This is a genomic window from Winogradskyella eximia, assembly GCF_003386165.1.
Classification (GTDB): domain Bacteria; phylum Bacteroidota; class Bacteroidia; order Flavobacteriales; family Flavobacteriaceae; genus Winogradskyella; species Winogradskyella eximia.
Genome location: NZ_QRDV01000001.1, coordinates 474,458 through 492,322 on the forward strand (window position 1 = coordinate 474,458; position 17,865 = coordinate 492,322).

Annotated in this window: 12 protein-coding genes; 5 read left to right on the forward strand and 7 right to left on the reverse strand. The window is 32.3% G+C overall.

Features of this window, described 5'->3' with window-relative positions; translation table 11 throughout:
* The first annotated feature begins 3 nt into the window (after nt 1–3).
* A complete protein-coding gene (locus DFQ10_RS02085; RefSeq protein ID WP_115815773.1) occupies nt 4–783 on the forward strand; it encodes an amidohydrolase in 780 nt (259 codons plus the stop codon).
* On the opposite strand, the gene DFQ10_RS02090 is transcribed toward DFQ10_RS02085, so the two are convergent.
* Together DFQ10_RS02090 and DFQ10_RS02095 are read right to left on the reverse strand one after the other, a co-directional pair.
* Entirely contained in the window at nt 775–2,388 is a 1,614-nt protein-coding gene (locus DFQ10_RS02090) for an Ig-like domain-containing protein (protein ID WP_115815774.1), read from the reverse strand. The two genes, DFQ10_RS02085 and DFQ10_RS02090, sit on opposite strands and share 9 nt — an antisense overlap.
* An 83-nt stretch (nt 2,389–2,471) precedes the next feature.
* A complete protein-coding gene (locus tag DFQ10_RS02095; protein WP_181897557.1) occupies nt 2,472–3,149 on the reverse strand; it encodes a ComF family protein in 678 nt (225 codons plus the stop codon).
* 70 nt (nt 3,150–3,219) lie between these two features.
* Between DFQ10_RS02095 and DFQ10_RS02100 the strand changes: the two genes are divergently transcribed.
* Both DFQ10_RS02100 and DFQ10_RS02105 read left to right on the forward strand, forming a co-directional pair.
* The gene (locus DFQ10_RS02100) at nt 3,220–4,104 is read left to right on the forward strand and encodes a hypothetical protein (protein WP_115815775.1); all 885 of its coding nucleotides are present in this window, start codon (nt 3,220–3,222) and stop codon (nt 4,102–4,104) included.
* Between the two features lie 77 nt (nt 4,105–4,181).
* Nucleotides 4,182–5,720: a glycine--tRNA ligase gene (locus DFQ10_RS02105; RefSeq protein WP_115815776.1), complete on the forward strand. Its 1,539-nt coding sequence runs from the start codon at nt 4,182–4,184 to the stop codon at nt 5,718–5,720.
* A gap of 91 nt (nt 5,721–5,811) precedes the next feature.
* On the opposite strand, the gene DFQ10_RS02110 is transcribed toward DFQ10_RS02105, so the two are convergent.
* The 5 genes from DFQ10_RS02110 to DFQ10_RS02130 all read right to left on the reverse strand — a co-directional run bounded on the left by DFQ10_RS02110 (nt 5,812) and on the right by DFQ10_RS02130 (nt 15,941).
* Nucleotides 5,812–6,387 (reverse strand): DUF3575 domain-containing protein, encoded by a 576-nt coding sequence (locus tag DFQ10_RS02110; RefSeq protein ID WP_115815777.1) that lies wholly within the window; start codon nt 6,385–6,387, stop codon nt 5,812–5,814.
* Nucleotides 6,388–6,533: 146 nt separating this feature from the next.
* Nucleotides 6,534–7,664: an efflux RND transporter periplasmic adaptor subunit gene (locus DFQ10_RS02115; protein WP_115815778.1), complete on the reverse strand. Its 1,131-nt coding sequence runs from the start codon at nt 7,662–7,664 to the stop codon at nt 6,534–6,536.
* A 2-nt stretch (nt 7,665–7,666) separates the two neighbouring features.
* Nucleotides 7,667–11,986, reverse strand: a complete 4,320-nt coding sequence (locus tag DFQ10_RS02120; RefSeq protein WP_115815779.1) for a CusA/CzcA family heavy metal efflux RND transporter — start codon at nt 11,984–11,986, stop codon at nt 7,667–7,669.
* A gap of 66 nt (nt 11,987–12,052) precedes the next feature.
* Complete coding sequence (locus DFQ10_RS02125) at nt 12,053–12,442, reverse strand: hypothetical protein (RefSeq protein ID WP_115815780.1); 390 nt, start codon at nt 12,440–12,442, stop codon at nt 12,053–12,055.
* Nucleotides 12,443–12,500: 58 nt separating this feature from the next.
* Complete coding sequence (locus tag DFQ10_RS02130) at nt 12,501–15,941, reverse strand: hypothetical protein (protein ID WP_115815781.1); 3,441 nt, start codon at nt 15,939–15,941, stop codon at nt 12,501–12,503.
* 112 nt (nt 15,942–16,053) lie between these two features.
* On the opposite strand from DFQ10_RS02130, the gene DFQ10_RS02135 reads away from it, so the two are divergent.
* Both DFQ10_RS02135 and DFQ10_RS02140 read left to right on the forward strand, forming a co-directional pair.
* Nucleotides 16,054–16,815 carry an exodeoxyribonuclease III gene (locus DFQ10_RS02135; protein WP_115815782.1) on the forward strand — a complete coding sequence of 254 codons (762 nt, stop codon included), beginning with the start codon at nt 16,054–16,056 and terminating at the stop codon, nt 16,813–16,815.
* A gap of 51 nt (nt 16,816–16,866) precedes the next feature.
* Complete coding sequence (locus tag DFQ10_RS02140) at nt 16,867–17,826, forward strand: OmpA/MotB family protein (protein ID WP_115815783.1); 960 nt, start codon at nt 16,867–16,869, stop codon at nt 17,824–17,826.
* Nucleotides 17,827–17,865 lie beyond the last annotated feature (39 nt).

Consider the following 17,865-nt stretch of genomic DNA (forward strand, 5'->3'; position numbering starts at 1 on the left):
AATATGAATTCAGATATAAGAGTTGCCATTATTCAAACCGATTTAGTTTGGGAAAACCCAGAAGAAAATAGACGTTTGTTAGAGGCTAAAATCAATACTATTTCTACAGAAGTGGACCTTATTGTTTTGCCAGAAATGTTTACTAGTGGTTTTACTATGAATCCAGACGCTGTAGCAGAAACTATGGAAGGCAAAACTATAGCTTGGCTTAAAGACATAACGAAAGCAAAACAGATGGCTATTATGGGAAGTCTTGTTGTTTCGGAAAACAACAATTTTTACAATCGTATGGTTTGCGTTGAGCCTTCAGGAACTATAACCACCTACGATAAACGACACACATTTACTTTAGCAGGCGAACACAACGTTTATACAGCTGGCACTGAAAAAGTACTTTTTAATTATAAAGGTTGGAGAATTTGCCCATTGGTTTGTTATGATTTGCGTTTCCCTGTTTGGGCTAGAAATGTTGAAGATTATGACCTATTAATCTACGTAGCTAATTGGCCAAAAGTAAGAATTGATGCTTGGGATACTTTACTAAAAGCTAGAGCTATTGAAAATATGACCTATTGTATTGGTGTCAATAGAGTAGGACTAGACGGAAACAATTTTGAGTATTCTGGTCACTCAGCAGCATATGATGTTTTAGGCAATAGAATAGATACTTTATCTGAAAATGAAGAAGCTATTCAAATTGTCACCTTAGAAAAAAGTGCCATAAAGAAATACCGAGAAAAATTAAATTTCTTAAACGATAGAGATCAGTTTAATTTAATCTAAGAGAATAAAATCTATAATCTGATCAAAGCTTGAGCGGGTTTCATCAATTTCTGGAGAATAACTGACACGTTCTGGCTGTATGCCTAATAAAAAATTTCCTGTATCATATTTTCCATTGCCATTAGTGTCAAAAATAGCACGCAAGTCATATTTTCCTGGTAATAAATCTGTAAAATCTACTACAGGCGAGTCTTTTGCATAACGCTCATAAACTACTTCTCCTTTTTTATTTACTAATTGCACAATGAGTGGAAGTTTTGCATTTCTAAGATTAACTCTAATATTACCGTATTCAGATTTCATCTTTGTTTTTAAAGAATAACTCAATGTATCTTTATTAGTGTTTTCATAGAAATCTGTGAAAGTATTTGGTAACATATTAAAGTTGTATTTCTGTCCTTCTTTTTTATCAAAAGGAAATTTATATCTATTAAAAATAGAATCATATACGACCTTATATGGTACAGCAAGCGAGTCTTGGTTGATTAATTTTATTTTTGAAGTGTCAATTTTAGTTAATGGAATGTTGCTTTCAATGGTGAATTCGTCTTCAAAATTTAAAGTGCCTTTTGTTAAAGCACTTATTTTTAATGAATCGGCTTTTATAGTTCTAAAGCGATGTTTAAAAGTATCGACATATTTCTCGTTAGTGACTATGAAGAAAGTTGTATCAACTTCGAATTTTGGTTGATACCAATAGTACAAAGAATCTGTTATTGGATCTTTAACAATTCGAGTTTTATAGCCTTCAGGAGTATCTCCTAAAACATTAATTCTCATATTTTCATAGTCACCTTCATAAGGGAAAATGATTCTACTTTCACCATCTTGTGTCGGTTTTATAGCTTTGAAATTTACCTTTTCCTTAAATAACTTTAATTTGTGAGATGCAGAGTCATTTGGGATCGTAATGAAACCTTCATTAAACCCTATTTTATCATTTTTTTGGTCAAACTTATAATTAGCGTTTTTATCTTTTAAAGCAATCAATTTATAAGTACCTGCTTTAATATTATCAATACTAAAAGTTGTAACACTATCAAGGGTGTTGGTTATATATCTAGGTTTTTGTTTGTAAACAATAGAGTCTGTGTAAGTAGAATCTGCTTCGTATAGCATCACAGAAACAAAAGTGTCAGGCTCTTTTAATATGGCATCTTCCACGTACCCTTTTACAGAAAGTGAATCTATGTAGTTTCCTGTAGAAAATACATAACGATAATAAGGGTAAGGGTTACCTTCATTATTATCTACAATACTTTCGCCAAAATTAAAAGCATATGTGGTATTGTCTTTTAAGGTATCTTGAATTTTAATTGTAATGTATTTACTCGCTCCACTTGTAGGAGTTACAATTGGATCAGTGTCCATTGGCGGAGAAATAATGAGCTGTTTTCTAAGGTCTTTTATCTTAATGTACTCATCAAATTGAATTCTAATCTCTTTGCCTTTAAAGTTAGTTGAATAGTTTTTTGGTACAGACTGTGTTATAACAGGTGGTACAATGTCTTTTTCTCCACCTGAAGGCGTGCCACGGTTAGCACAACTAGCAAGGGTAATGGTAATAAAAATCAGACCTAAAATTCGCATTAATGATAACTGCATCTATTCAATATAATTTAGCACAAAGAAACAATATAAATGTCTTTACTCAAAACATATAAGCTTGGAGTATTATAACGAACAAATCAGTCTGCAATTGCCATAGTTGCAAGACTTAACTTAATATTATCAATTTTTAACAAAACTGTAGCACAAGCTTCAACGGTTGCTCCTGTGGTAATAATATCATCCACGAGTAAAATATGTTTACCGACAAGAGATTTGTTTTCAGAAATATCAAATAAAGCACCATCATCATTCCAGCGTTTTAATCGTCCTTTAAAAACTTGAGTTTTAGTAGATTTTGTTTTTATTAAAACAGCGTCATTATAATCTGCATTTAGTGCTTTTGCAATCGCTTCACCAAATTTTGTAACCTGATTATAACCACGTTTTCTCAGTTTAGATTTATATAATGGCACAGGCAAAACTACATCAATGTTTTTGTAATGATCTAAAGTTGCTAATTCCGCACCAAACCATTCTCCAAAGAATGCTCCAATGTCTTCATGGCCTCTGTACTTTAAATTATGAAGTATTTGTTGTACAATGCCTTTTTTAGAAAAATGTAATAAAGCTGAAGCATTTTCTAATTTAACTCTACCGTAAAGAACTTTTTTTACATCTTCGGCATTATCAAAATGAAAGTTGGTAACAGGTAAGTGATGTCTGCACGAGGTACATAAAACCACTTCATTATCGGATAAAACATTGTTACACGCTTCGCAAACCTTAGGAAAGAACAAGTTTAACAAGTTTTTCATCACTTAATCGATTAAAATAACATTAGACTTCAATTAGTTATAATTTGCCATTAAATTAAGAAAATTAATAATGATAGTTAACCCTCAACTATTTAACTATAGATTAATTATAAGTTCTTTATTAGTCGTTTTAACTGTTTTAGGAATATATAGCTTTAATAAATATAAATCCATTGAATCTTATGAAGGATTCTTAAAACAAGAAAAAGTGTTGATAGAAACTGAACTATCAGAGATGCTTTTAAGTTATGACGATCTAAGCCAAGATTATAGTCTTATGGCTTCACAATTGCAAGAAGCTAAACTAGAAACTAAGATGGCCTTAGATTCTTTAAGACTATTAAATAGTGATTTGTCTATAGTTACTAGGTTTAAAGAACAGCTTATAGTTTTAAAATCTAAGAGCAAGGTACTGCTAAGTACAATTGACTCTTTAAATTCTGTGAATAAAAAACTGCAGAAGGAAAAGCGCTACGCATTAAGTACAATAAAAAAGAATACGAATACAATTAATAATTTAGAAGAAGCAAACGATTCTTTAAACAAATCGATTAGTAATGCAGCAGTTTTAAAAGCTAGTAATATTAAAGCACAATCTTATAAGTTAAAGTCGGGCAAAAAACGTCTTACAGATAAAGCTAAACGTGCTAATGCTATGGATGTGTGTATTACACTTAACGAAAATCCATTAGCCTTAAAAGGAAAAAAGGACATTTACATACAGATAGTGGGTCCAGATGGTAATGTATTAGCAGATAAAGGAGAGGTTAAGTTTGGAGATTCTTCTTTAATTTATAGTAGTAAACAAATCGTTGATTATAACAATGAAAACTTAGAGGTTTGTACAGCTATTGTTGCAGATGAGGACGATAAACCTTTTCTAAAAGGATATTATTTTATTACTATTTTCCATAGAAATATTAAACTTGGTGGTACTAGTATTCAATTAAATTAGTTAAAGCATATAATTAAAGATATAATTTTTGAAAAACCGTTCTGTTAATCAGAGCGGTTTTCTATTTTTGCACTATTATGGCAAACGAAGATCAATTTAAAAAAGTAATCTCTCACGCAAAGGAGTATGGTTACGTGTTTCAGAGTAGTGAAATCTATGATGGACTTAGCGCAGTGTACGATTATGCTCAAAATGGAGCAGAATTAAAGAAAAATATAAGAGACTATTGGTGGAAGGCCATGGTACAAATGCATGATAATATTGTTGGTATTGATGCCGCAATATTTATGCATCCAACGACTTGGAAAGCGTCTGGTCACGTTGATGCTTTTAACGATCCTTTAATTGATAATAAGGACTCTAAAAAACGTTACAGAGCAGATGTATTGGTAGAAGACTATTGTGCTAAAATTGAAGCTAAAATAGACAAAGAAGTGGCTAAAGCTGCAAAACGTTTTGGAGACGCTTTTAATAAAGCAGAATTTGTTTCTACAAATGGACGTGTTGTTGGTTATCAAGAAAAAATTGATACCATTTTAAAACGTTTAGGTCAATCTTTAGAAAAAGAAGATTTAGCGGATGTAAAAGCGCTTATTGAAGAATTAGAGATTGCTGATCCTTTAACAGGAAGTCGTAATTGGACAGATGTTAAGCAATTTAACCTTATGTTTGGAACTAAACTGGGTGCTTCTGCAGAGTCTGCAATGGATTTGTATTTAAGACCAGAAACAGCTCAAGGTATATTTGTGAATTTCTTAAACGTTCAGAAAACAGGACGTATGAAGATTCCTTTTGGTATAGCACAAACTGGTAAAGCATTTAGAAATGAGATTGTGGCAAGACAATTTATCTTTAGAATGCGTGAGTTTGAACAAATGGAAATGCAATTTTTCATTAAGCCAGGCACACAAAAAGAATGGTTTGAACATTGGAAAGAAACACGAATGAAATGGCATTTATCACTTGGAATGGGAGCGGATAATTACCGTTTTCATGATCACGAAAAATTAGCCCATTATGCTGATGCTGCTACAGATATTGAATTCAAATTTCCGTTTGGGTTTAAGGAATTAGAAGGAATACATTCACGTACTGATTTCGATTTAAAGCAACATGAAGAATTCTCTGGTAAAAAATTACAGTATTTTGACCATGAGGATAATGCAAGTTATACTCCTTATGTTTTAGAAACTTCTATTGGATTAGATAGAATGTTCTTAGCTGTGTTTTCAAATGCTTTAGTAGAAGAGGAACTAGAAAACAATACAACAAGAACTGTTTTAAAATTACCAGCAGTTTTAGCACCAACAAAAGCAGCGATTTTACCTTTAGTTAAAAAGGATGGTTTGCCAGATATAGCTAAGAAGATTGTAGAAGATTTAAAGTGGGATTTCAACGTAACTTATGATGAAAAAGATGCAGTAGGTAGACGTTACAGAAGGCAAGATGCTAACGGAACTCCATTTTGTATCACTGTAGATCACGATACTTTAGAGGATAATACAGTTACTATTCGTCATAGAGATACTATGGAACAAACACGTGTAAAGATTGAAGATTTAAAAGATATTATAAAAGCTGAGGTTGATGTTAAACATTGGCTTCAGAAAATGTAAGAATTGATTTCTGTGAAAGTAGAAATTTCAATAATAAAAAACACCCAAACTGTGAAAGTTTGGGTGTTTTTGTATAATTAATTGCGAGTACTTAAAATCTCCAACCAAGAGATGTACCTAATCTTGGTACAAATTCAGTGCCTATATCATTATTAGAAGTTGATATATTTCTACCAACACCACCATATAATTCAAATAAAAATCCTTTTTTACTTACAAATTTTCCGCCAACAGCCATTCCAAATGCGATATTATTTGAGGTTTCTCCAGAATCTCTGTAGTAATATTCATTTGAATCATAATTGTAATATTCATTACTATCTTCTTGTACATTATACATCCCAAAGGCTTCTAAGAAAAATCCCCAAGCATATTTACTAGAAAAATAACGTCTATAGTATGGCGTAAAAGCAAATTTTTCGTTGTAGACAGGGCCATCTTCAAAGTCTCTGTCTTCGTTATTTTGTAAATTAAAAAGTATAGAAGCTCCTACAGAAGATTCCGAATCTATTAAATATTCATAAGAGAAATCTACAGATTTAAAAACAATAAGGTTAAAAGCGTTTATTTTAATTTCACTGTGTTTTACCTTTTCATCTTGACTGGCTTCTTGGGCAAAAGATGCAAAAGAAGTGAAGAGTAATAATGCTAAAAGAGCTTTTTTCATTTGTTTAGTTTTTTAGATTGAGTTATTGTCTAATCAAAAGTTATACCAAGAAATATTAATAATTTACAAGTAAAACTATTGTTCTTATTAGATGCCAAAAGTAAGAAAAGGTTGCGTGATATTTTATATTATTTATTGCTGTAACCTCATTCTTGTATATTGACCAACATACCAATTCCTTTCACTAAAATTTGTTTGTCTTTTAGAATTTCTGCATTTAGAATTTCGAATGCATCTTCGGTTTCTTTTCCAATATTAATTTTTACTTTATTAAGATGAAACTCATTGTTGATTTTTTCATTTAAAACTAAAACAAAAGCGTCATCTTCTTCTAAAACTAAGGCTGCTTTCGGTAAACCCAAATGTTTAGAGCTTTCAGTAATTATCTCAGCCTCTACAAACATCCCAACAATAAAGTTTGCATCTTCATTATCTACATGACCATGCACGTTTACACGTCTACTATTTTCATCAATTGTAGTGCCAACCAAATGCACTTCAGCAGTAAAAGTGTCTTCTGAAGCTTCAGGAATTTTAAATTTAATTTTTTGTCCTTTCTTAACTTTCATAATGTCCTTTTCAAAAACAGAAAGTTCTAAATGGATATGGTCTGTGTCCACAATTTCTAAAATGACATCACTTGGCGAAACATAGGTACCGTTACTCACATTTACTTTAGTCACGTAGCCTTCAATTGGTGCATATAAATTAATACTAGATGAGATTTGCCCTTGCTCTACACGTTTTGGACTAATATTCATCATCTGTAATTTTTTGCGCAACCCATTGTAATGTGCCAAATTACTTTTGTATGAGCTTTCTGCTTTTAGATAATTTTTCTCTGAAGTTATTTGCTCATCAAATAAGGTTTTTTGTCTGTTGAATTCAGATTTTAAATAATTTAATTGCTCTGCAACTTCGAGATAGTTTTGCTGAATTTCAATATATTCAGGATTTTGAAGCGTCACTAAAAGTTGTCCTTTTTTTACTTCATTACCTATTAGTAAAGGTGTTTTTGTAATATAACCACCTATAAATGTTGAAATACTCGATTTGTTTTGAGGTGGCACATCAATCATTCCGTTGACGTTAATACTCTCATTAAAATCGAATTCACTTAGGTTACCAAACACCATTTTTTCGCTATCAAATTGTGCTTTTGTGATGGTAATATGGTCGTGGTCTTCTTTGGTTGATACCACTTCAGTGTCGTTATTTTTTTCGTTTCCGCAGGCTAAAAAAACCATTGAGAACAGTATTATATATAAATTTTTCATCTTTAAAAAATGTTTAAAATAAGGTGATTAATGTTGATTACAGTCTGGTTGTAAGCGTTTAAATTCTCTAAATAATTGAGCTCAATATCTTTCGCTGTTTCTAAACTTTGGATGTATTGAAAAAAGTCAATTTCGCCTTCCTTAAAAGTGCGGTTGGCGGTTTTAATAATTTCATTTTTTAAACGTTCGCCTTGGGTATCGTAATAATTAACGGCTTCTTCGTACTTATTTAATGTGGTTAGAAGTGATTTATATTCTGAATTTAATTGCAGTTCATAATCTTGTTTTTGTTCAGATATGATGTCTTTTGCAATTTTAGACGCTTTTATTTTTGAAGAATTTCCAAAGAATAACAGCGGAATCTTAATCCCGAATTGATAGCCTTTTATATTTGTGTTGAGGTTATCATTTGTGCCTTGAAAATATTCGAAATTAAGGTCTGGTAATAAATTCTGCTTTTCAGATTGGTAAACAGCATTTTGATAATTTTTGGCATTTTCAAAATAGAGTAAACCGGAATTATCCTGAAGCGAAGGACTAAGTAGTTCTAGCTTTTCTAAATCTTGGTCAACAATCTCTAAAGTATCAACCTGAACAATGGCTTTTAACTGCTCTTTTGAAAATTCAACATCTTGCAAAGCTTGTTTATATAAGGTTTGAAGTTGTTTCTGTTTAGATTCGGCTGTAATAGTTTCTAAATAATTGGTTTCGCCAAGCTCAAATCGTCTTGCTGCTTTTCGTGAAAAATCTTGATACAAACTATCTAAAAAACGATAGGTTTCAGCTTTCTGTTTGGCATAGCTTAATTGATAATAATTAGAGTAAACCTTCTTTTTAACTTTTTGAAATTGAATATTATATTTAGATTCTTCCAAATTTACCATCGCCTTATTTACTTTCTTTTCAGCAAAATAAACCGTAGGAAATTTGAAATCTTGAGCAATACCGAAAACTTTTAAGGGCTCATTATTAATGGCTAAATTGTTTTCATCATAATTATAATACAATGATGTCTTATCAAAACTAAAAGCACTTCCTACAAAAGCATCACTCTTTTCAATCTGCAAATTAGAAGCTTTTAAACTGGCATTGTTTGCAATGGCTAAGTCCAACGTTTGCTCTACAGTGAGTTGAGATTGTGCATTGATATTCATCATAAAAAAGAATCCAATAACCGTAACTATAGCTGTTTTATTCATTTTAATCTCTTTTTTTTCTTCAAACCATGCGTACAATACAGGTAAGACTATTAGTGTTAAGATGGTTGCAGTGACCAAACCACCTATAACAACAGTGGCTAAAGGTCGTTGTACTTCTGCACCTGCATTTGTTGAAATGGCCATAGGTAAGAAACCTAAAGCTGCAGCTGCTGCTGTTAAAACAACAGGTCTTAAACGCTCTGAGGTACCACGTTTAATGCGTTCTTCGATATCATCAATGCCTTGTGATTTGAGTTCTTTAAAATGCTCAATAAGTACAATGCCATTTAAAACTGCAATTCCGAAAAGTGCAATAAAGCCAACACCTGCTGAAATACTAAAAGGTAAATCGCGCAACCATAGTAATAAGATACCACCAACGGCTGAAAGCGGAATAGCAGAATACACCAACAAGGCTTCTTTAACAGAATTAAACGCGAAATAGAGTAGTAGAAATATTAAGGCTAATGCAATAGGTACAGCAACTGTTAATCGGGCTTTGGCACTTTCTAGATTTTCAAATTGTCCACCATAAGTAATGGTGTAACCAACAGGTAATTTTAGTTTGCTGTCAATAATAACTCTAACATCATCTACAACAGATTGCAAATCTCGGTTTCTTACATTAATACCAACCACGATTCTACGTTTGGTATCATCTCTAGATATTTTTGCTGGTCCTGTTGTATATGTAATCTCTGCTAATTCACTGAGCGGAATTTTAGTGCCACTTGGTGTATCTACATACAAGTTTTTTAGGCTTTCTATGTTTTTACGATTCTTTTCATCTAAACGAATTACTAAATCAAAACGTTTTTCACCTTCAAAAACACTTCCAACGGTTCCACCTGCAAATCCCATTGAAATCAATTGATTAATATCTGAAATATTTAAACCATAACGCGCAATTTTACTGCGATTGAAGGTGACACTCATTTGCGGTAGCCCTTCCACTTTTTCGATAATAATATCTGAAGCGCCTTCTACATCTTGAATTAGACGTTTTATGTTATCTGCTTTATTGGCTAAAACGGATAAGTCGTCACCAAATATTTTAATAGCAATATCTGCTCTAACACCTGTAATTAATTCGTTAAATCGCATTTCAATAGGTTGGGTGAATTCTACTTCCATACCTGGAATTATAGTCAATGCGTCTTTAAATTTATCAGCCAATTCATCTTTGCTTTTTGCAGAAACCCATTCTTTTTTAGGTTTCAATTTTATAATCACATCACTTTCTTCCATAGACATTGGGTCTGTTGGGACTTCTGCGGCACCAATTCTACTCACTACTTGGTCAACTTCCGGGAAATTATCTAGTAAGACTTGCTCAATTTTAGTGGTGATTTCTATGGTTTTACCGAGTGAAGTTCCTGTTTTTAAAACCGGTTGAATTACAAAATCACCTTCGTCTAAAGTCGGTACAAATTCGCCACCCATTCTGCTGAATAAGTAGAAACTAGAAACTAATAAAAGCATTGCTAAACCAATCACTAATTTTTTGTGATGTAATGCCCAGCTGATGGAAGGTTTATACCAAGAGTTTAAAACCTTCATCAATCTCACAGAAATGTTGTTGTCACTTTGTTTATTCGGTTTTAAAAATAGAGAAGCAACTACAGGAACATAGGTTAAACATAAAAGCATGGCGCCAATTAATGCAAAGCTAAAAGTTAAAGCCATTGGTCTAAACATTTTACCTTCCACACCACTTAAGGATAAGATTGGAATGAAAACGATTAAAATGATTAATTGTCCAAAAATGGCGGAATTCATCATTTTTGAAGCACTTTTTAGTGTAATTGCATCAATTTCTTCTTGTTTTGCCTCTTTTGTGAGTGCTTTTAGATTGTCACTTTGTGTAATAATTCTGAACGCAATAAACTCGACAATAATTACGGCACCATCTATTATAATTCCAAAATCGATGGCACCAAGACTCATTAAATTAGCATCTACACCAAAAAGATTCATTAATGAAATCGCGAATAATAAACTCAACGGAATCACAGAAGCGACTACTAATCCAGAACGTAAATTACCTAATAGTAAAACCACAACAAATATGACGATGAGCGACCCTAAAATTAAGTTTTCGGAAACCGTAAACGTTGTTTTACCTATGAGCTCGCTTCGTTCTAAAAAACCATTAATAAAAACACCTTCGGGTAAACTGCTTTGCACAGAAGCAACACGTTCTTTTACTGCATCAATAATGGCTTTAGAGCTGCCATCTTTTAACATCATAATCTGACCAAGAACTTTTTCACCTTGTCCATTTCCTGTAATGGCACCAAAACGTGTTGCGCTACCAAAACCGACATTTGCAATGTCTTTGATATAAATGGGTACGCCTTCATTCTTCACCACAATATTACCAACATCGTCCAGAGATTTTACTAAACCTTCACCTCTAATAAAGAAGGCTTGGTCTGTTTTTTCAATGTATCCACCACCTGCAACACTGTTGTTTTTTTCTAAGGCGTCATAGATTTCGGAAAGCGAAATATGCATGGCATTTAATTTGTTTGGATTGATGGCAACTTCATATTGCTTTAAAAATCCTCCCCAAGTATTCACTTCAACTACGCCAGGAATTCCAGAAAGTTGTCGTTTTACAATCCAATCTTGTATGGTTCTTAAATCGGTTGGTGAATATTTATCTTCATAACCGGGTTTTACATCTAATATGTATTGGTAAATTTCGCCCAATCCAGTAGTGATTGGTCCCATTTCTGGACTTCCAAATCCTTCAGGGATTTTTTCTGAAGCGGACTTTATTTTTTCGGCAATCAATTGTCTTGGAAGGTATGTGCCCATATTGTCTTCAAAAACAATGGTTACAACAGACAAACCAAATTTTGAAACGGAACGAATTTCTTCAACTCCAGGTAAATTTGCCATTTCCAATTCCACGGGATATGTAATAAACTGCTCAACATCTTGAGTAGATAAATTACGAGACGTAGTAATGACTTGGACTTGGTTATTGGTAATATCTGGAACAGCTCCAATAGGGATTTGGGTTAAGGAAAAAATTCCAAAACCAATAATAAATGCTGTAAACAGGAATATAATCAGCTTATTCTTTAAGCTGAACTTAATAATGTGCTCTAACATAATTCAAAAAAATTAAGAAATAATGAATGCCTATATTTAAAGAAATAGGTTTAAATCTAAATTGAATTATGCCTGTTTGGGTGGTTGGAAAACAGAAGATTTCTCGAAGTTAGTAAAGCTGTCTTCGTAATGAAAATTAAAAGGAATTTCTATAAACTCTTGATATGTAAAGTTAAATACAATATTAGGGTTTATAAAAGGTGTGCTAAAATGAGAACATATGTGCTGCGCGTCTTTAAAAGGTAAACCTTTATGCTCTTCGTGCTCATTTTCATGGTTGTCTTTAGCATCACCATAATGTTCTGCTAAAAATTGATAAAAATTATCACCATACATTACTTTATGATATTCGGCATGATCCAATAATGCGTTAAGCTTAGAAAGGTCTTCTAAGCCAATATTGAAACTTTGAATAAGAATCAAAAACGAATATGTAAAAGCGATTAGTTTGCTCATAACGAGAGCTAAGATACGGATTTTAGTATTTTAATAAGTGATAAATGTTACAAATGACTTAGAAATAAGCCTTTAGTTGAATAGTGCCTGTATGTATCATTTTAGAGGTTTCAGATTTTCTGCCGAAGTAATTTAGATTCAAATCTAAATATTTTGTCAATTTCTTTTGTGCTAATAAACTCCAAGTAAAGTTTTTTCCAGATTGCAAGCCCTCTAAGATTTGATAGCCAACTGGTGAATTTGCATTACCATCAAATTCATTTTTAAAGAAGTTAAATTCTCCTGTTAAGGCTATTTTTTGGGCATTATTATAGGTGAAGGATAAACCATAATTATTCTGTGATAAGGTTTCTAAACTACCAATAGTATTTTCTTTGGACGTGTATTGATAAAACACATCAAATTGTGCATTTTCGCTAAACAAATAACTCAATTTAGGTTTAAATAGGTAGTTGTCAATGGTATAATTTCGGTCGGTGAAATTCTGACTTTTACTATCTTCTTGTCCTAAACTAGCCAATGCAGTTACCAACCAGTTAACGTCTAATTTATGATTAAAATTAAGCTGATGACTATTGGTTTTGTTTTGTTGAAAACCTATGGAAAGAAGGTTTCTATTTTTATTGGTTAAAAACGTATAAGATGTGGTATAACGCTGTTTACCTCTATTAAAGAATAGTACATTTCTAATGCTATAATTTAAGGATGCAAATTCTTCGGTGTCCAAGTCGTCTTTTAAAGCTTTAAAAGGATTTAAATTAAATGAATTGCCAGTTTTAAACTTTTTACTGTCTACAATAAATGATGCTTGATCATAGAAATGAGACCAAAATTTTTCGGTTTTATTTTCAGAAACACTCCATGTTTGCGGATTTACAGTAAGCGTTTGCCCAAATCTATTTTGATGTGTTTGTACATAGACCTGATTAGGTAACAGCACTCTAATATAACTGCCTTGATCTGTAAATTGTGCAATCTCAAATTCGTTTAATTCTTGTATGCCATTATCATTGTAATCTATCCAAGTATAAGCTCCTTGTCCTGCTTCAACTTCCACATAAGTGAAATCTTGCTGAGGTAAAGTTCCAGAATTAGTTTCAAAACTGGTGTTTAAAATAATAAGGTTTTTAAACAATTTCTGATTATAATTTAATCTACTATTCAAACTTTGTTCATCTTCTACGCTATTATCTTCCGACTTTAAATCTCTGTAATTCGCATAAAATTGAAGTGTGGTATTTTTATTTTGAATCAATCTTGATTTTAAATAATAAGTATTAGAACTATTAACACGCTCTAGATTGTTGTTTCTTAAGCTGTCATTAAAACGTTTTATATAGCCTATTTCTGCGAAAACTTTAGTGCTGTCTCCAACACCAATAAAAGCTTCGTAGGCTTTAAATTTTTGGCTCAATGGTGTGAGAATATCTGTAGCTATTGTGCGTTGCTCATTATCTTCGGTAGAAAACTTTACTCCTGTCCATTTATTGTTTTTGCCATATACCACGCGATTAAAAGACCTTAGAAAGGTTGAACGATTAATAGTGCTTTCATTATTTAGATAACTAGAATTTGAAAATATTCTAAAATCACCCAAACGTAAATTTGCTGTGATTTGATGTCTATTTCCATTGAAGTTTTCAGAATAATTTAAATGTTCAAAATTATAAGTTGCTGTCCCTTTTTTTGCATGAGATAATCGCAAACCTGTAGTAAACAGTAATTGGTTGCCGAACTCAATATTTTCTTCACTAGTTTCTGAAGCATCTATATTCCAATCGCGAGTAAATTCTGCTCTATATAAACGTTGGATGGTATTAAAGTTTTTCTGAATAAAATCAGTATCAATGAGCGCAGATAAATTCCAAAGACTATCTGATTGAATTAATTTTTGTTTTAATGTGAATTTGCCAGCAAAGCCATCATTATTTTCATCATCTATACTTGAAAATAAATTGTCATCCTTTTTGCTTCCTGCTAATTCAAAAAAGAGATCAGTTTTTTCTGAAGGTTTATATTGCCCATTAACAACGGCAATTTGCAAACGCTCTGGAGCAATAAGTTGAATAATAGGCTCGTAATTTCCTTGTGGAATGCCTGCAATTGGTGCAATATATTCGTAAATATTATTAATAGCATTGGCATTGCTCAATACATAATTTCCTTGATTGGCACCAACCAATGTAAAGCGAACACTAAATAATTCATCATCCGGATCATTAGAAAATACAAATATGTCTTCCGTACCTATGAGTTCCTTTTTGTATAAAATACGATTTTCAGAATATGACGTTAATGATGCAGAAGGTGCTACCATTAAATCTGTATTGTCACCAGCGTCAGCTAAAATTTGTGTTTGTTCTGTAGATAGATTTTGCTGTAAAGGTTGGTTTTTAGCATCACTTTCAGAATATATAGACACATTTAATTTTAAGGTTTCTGTTTCAAAATTTGCTCCACCAAAAACGGTGAATCGTGAGTAATTACGTTCGCTAAATTGGTAATCTACGGTAATTCGCATTTCTGAAGTAATAGGAAATGTAGAGTTAAAGATAATCTCACCAGCATTATAATCTATAATGTAATCGTTGTTTTCTCCACGTTCTAAAGGAATACCATTTACATACACCGTTTCGCTACCTGAAACAATAAGCACATACAGTTCATTATTAGAGCCACGCAATTTGTAGGGTCCTTGGTTGCCCTCTTGAGCAGCAAATTGTGTTGTTGTAAACTGACCTCTAACTAAAGCACCAGAGGCAAAAACAGAGGTTTTTTCGCTTAAATTAGCATTTACTAATAATCCTTGCACGCGTTTTGAGAAATTAGCAAAATAACTTTTTGTGTTTTCAAGGTCAATGTCACCTGCTCTTATATTCCAATCGTCGCTAAACAATTCTATAAATACTTGGTCAAATTCATCCAAACGCTGTGAGTATCCACTTTCTTGCAATGGAATATTAGCATCTTGTATGGACGCTTTCAATGAAACTTTATCGCTTAGTTTTCCTGAAATTTGTAAATCTAACTCGCTATTTAATACTGAATTTTGATTATTTCCAATGGTAACACCTCGAGAAATACTTCCAGAAGTGGTTAGTCCATCAAAAGGAGTAAATGTGTTTTTAGATTTAGTATTTTGTAATGTATATAATTGTTGAAATTGCGACGAACGCTCTATGATCACTTCATCATCTAATTGTTTATAAACCTTGGTGATAAAATTTGGATAGCGTAAATATTCAATTTTAATCGTATCTATTTCTGCAGGTTGTTTAAAACGTAAAATGGCTTTTGCAAAATCAACTGAATATAATGTGGAATCTATTATTTTATCATCCTTTGTTCTTACTGTAAAGCGCGAAGGGTTTATACTTACAGAATCAATTTTAATAGAATCCTTAACGGCTACTTTCTTTTGTCTAAAATTACTATCCTGCTCTTGGGAAAAGCCCCAAAAAACAGATAGTATTAGAATAAAGGAAATAGCAATTTTCATGTAAAGTTATAACTGCTTAATGCAAAAAATATTTTATCGTTAAAACAAGCTTAAAATAATGGTGTAAAAGTAGCGTATTATTTAATTTAGCGGTTAATCAGAATATGACAGCATGAAAATAGTTTCTTATAACGTAAATGGTATCAGAGCAGCCTTAAATAAAGGCTTTATAGAATGGTTAACCGCAACAGATCCTGATGTTGTTTGTTTGCAAGAAATTAAAGCTATGGAAGAACAATTAGACCTTAGTTTGTTTACAGATGCTGGTTATAATTATAATTATTGGTTTAGCGCACAGAAAAAAGGGTATAGTGGAGTTGCTATTTTATGTAAAACCAAACCTAATCACATAGAATTAGGAACAGGAATTGAGTCTATGGACTTTGAAGGTAGAAACATTAGAGTAGATTATGACGACGTTTCCGTGATGAGTATGTATTTACCATCTGGTACCAATGACGCAAGATTATCGCATAAGTTTGAATATATGAATCTTATTCATAACTATTTGAATGAATTACAAACAGAAAAACCTAATTTAGTGGTTTGTGGTGATTATAATATTTGTCATGAAGAAATAGACATTCATAACCCGAAAATGAAAGGAGTTTCTGGGTTTTTGCCAGAAGAACGTGAGTGGTTAGGTGAATTTTTAGAAAGTGGGTTTATAGATAGTTTTAGACATTTACATCCAGAGCGTCAAGAATATTCTTGGTGGAGTTATAGAGCAAATTCTAGAGCAAATAATAAAGGTTGGAGATTAGATTACGCCATGGTGAGTAAACCATTACAAGAAAAAATAAAACGCAGCGTTATACTAACGGAAGCAGTGCATAGTGACCATTGTCCCATTTTGCTCGAATTAGATTTATAACAACATATTACATTTAAACAATTAGAATTAAAATAAAACAGCCTCAAAATCATGATTAAAAAACTTTCAATTTTAGCATTAACTATTACACTATTTACTTCTTGTGTGTCAAAGAAAATTTACACAGACCTTGAAGATAAATATGCCAATCTCAAAAAAGAAAACCGCAGTCTTACGGATGAAATGGCAGAATTATCTAAGGAAAAAACAAAAGTTTTTAATGATTTAAATGAATTAGAATCGGCTTATGAAGCAGCTGTTTCAGAACGAGATAAACTTCAGGCAGATTATGCAGCCTCTAAAAATAATCTCGAAACTCTAAAGGCATCATACAAAGCATTAGAAGAAAATAGTTCTGCGTCTATAGCTAAAAATGCACAAAAAAATAGAGAGCTTTTAGCGCAATTAGAGGCTAAAGAGCAAGCCTTAGCAGCAGAAAACGAACGTTTAAATACCTTGAAGCAAGAATTAGAGAGTCGCTCACAACGTGTTGCAGAATTAGAAAATGTGATTGCATCAAAAGATGCTGCGATGCATAAATTAAAAGATGCCATTTCTAAAGCCTTAACTAATTTTGAAGGGAAAGGATTAACAGTAGAACAACGCAATGGAAAGGTTTACATTTCTATGGAGAATAAATTGTTGTTTGAATCTGGAAGCTGGTATGTTGGAGCACAAGGCGCACAAGCAGTAAAACAATTAGGAAGTGTATTGGCTGAAAATCCTGAGATTTCAGTTTTAATAGAAGGTCATACTGATAATGTGCCTTATAAAGGTAATGCGCAATTAAGTGGTAACTGGGATTTGTCTGCAAAGCGTGCAACAGCTATTGTCAATATTCTTAGAGAAAATGATGCTATCAATCCAGAAAACTTAACAGCAGCTGGTCGTGGAGAGTTTGCGCCAATTGCATCAAACGAAACATCAGAAGGTAAAGCCAAAAACAGACGAATAGAAGTGATTTTAACGCCTAAGTTAGATGAGATTTCTAAACTTTTGAATGAGATTTAAATTGTAACGTCAATAACATATTAACATATATTTAGACCT

Bases quoted from the DNA above. Each gene is read 5' to 3' on its own strand.
- DFQ10_RS02085 (WP_115815773.1), top strand. From the start codon at position 4: ATGAATTCAGATATAAGAGTTGCCATTATTCAAACCGATTTAGTTTGG.
- DFQ10_RS02090 (WP_115815774.1), bottom strand. From the start codon at position 2,388: ATGCAGTTATCATTAATGCGAATTTTAGGTCTGATTTTTATTACCATT.
- DFQ10_RS02095 (WP_181897557.1), bottom strand. From the start codon at position 3,149: ATGAAAAACTTGTTAAACTTGTTCTTTCCTAAGGTTTGCGAAGCGTGT.
- DFQ10_RS02100 (WP_115815775.1), top strand. From the start codon at position 3,220: ATGATAGTTAACCCTCAACTATTTAACTATAGATTAATTATAAGTTCT.
- DFQ10_RS02105 (WP_115815776.1), top strand. From the start codon at position 4,182: ATGGCAAACGAAGATCAATTTAAAAAAGTAATCTCTCACGCAAAGGAG.
- DFQ10_RS02110 (WP_115815777.1), bottom strand. From the start codon at position 6,387: ATGAAAAAAGCTCTTTTAGCATTATTACTCTTCACTTCTTTTGCATCT.
- DFQ10_RS02115 (WP_115815778.1), bottom strand. From the start codon at position 7,664: ATGAAAAATTTATATATAATACTGTTCTCAATGGTTTTTTTAGCCTGC.
- DFQ10_RS02120 (WP_115815779.1), bottom strand. From the start codon at position 11,986: ATGTTAGAGCACATTATTAAGTTCAGCTTAAAGAATAAGCTGATTATA.
- DFQ10_RS02125 (WP_115815780.1), bottom strand. From the start codon at position 12,442: ATGAGCAAACTAATCGCTTTTACATATTCGTTTTTGATTCTTATTCAA.
- DFQ10_RS02130 (WP_115815781.1), bottom strand. From the start codon at position 15,941: ATGAAAATTGCTATTTCCTTTATTCTAATACTATCTGTTTTTTGGGGC.
- DFQ10_RS02135 (WP_115815782.1), top strand. From the start codon at position 16,054: ATGAAAATAGTTTCTTATAACGTAAATGGTATCAGAGCAGCCTTAAAT.
- DFQ10_RS02140 (WP_115815783.1), top strand. From the start codon at position 16,867: ATGATTAAAAAACTTTCAATTTTAGCATTAACTATTACACTATTTACT.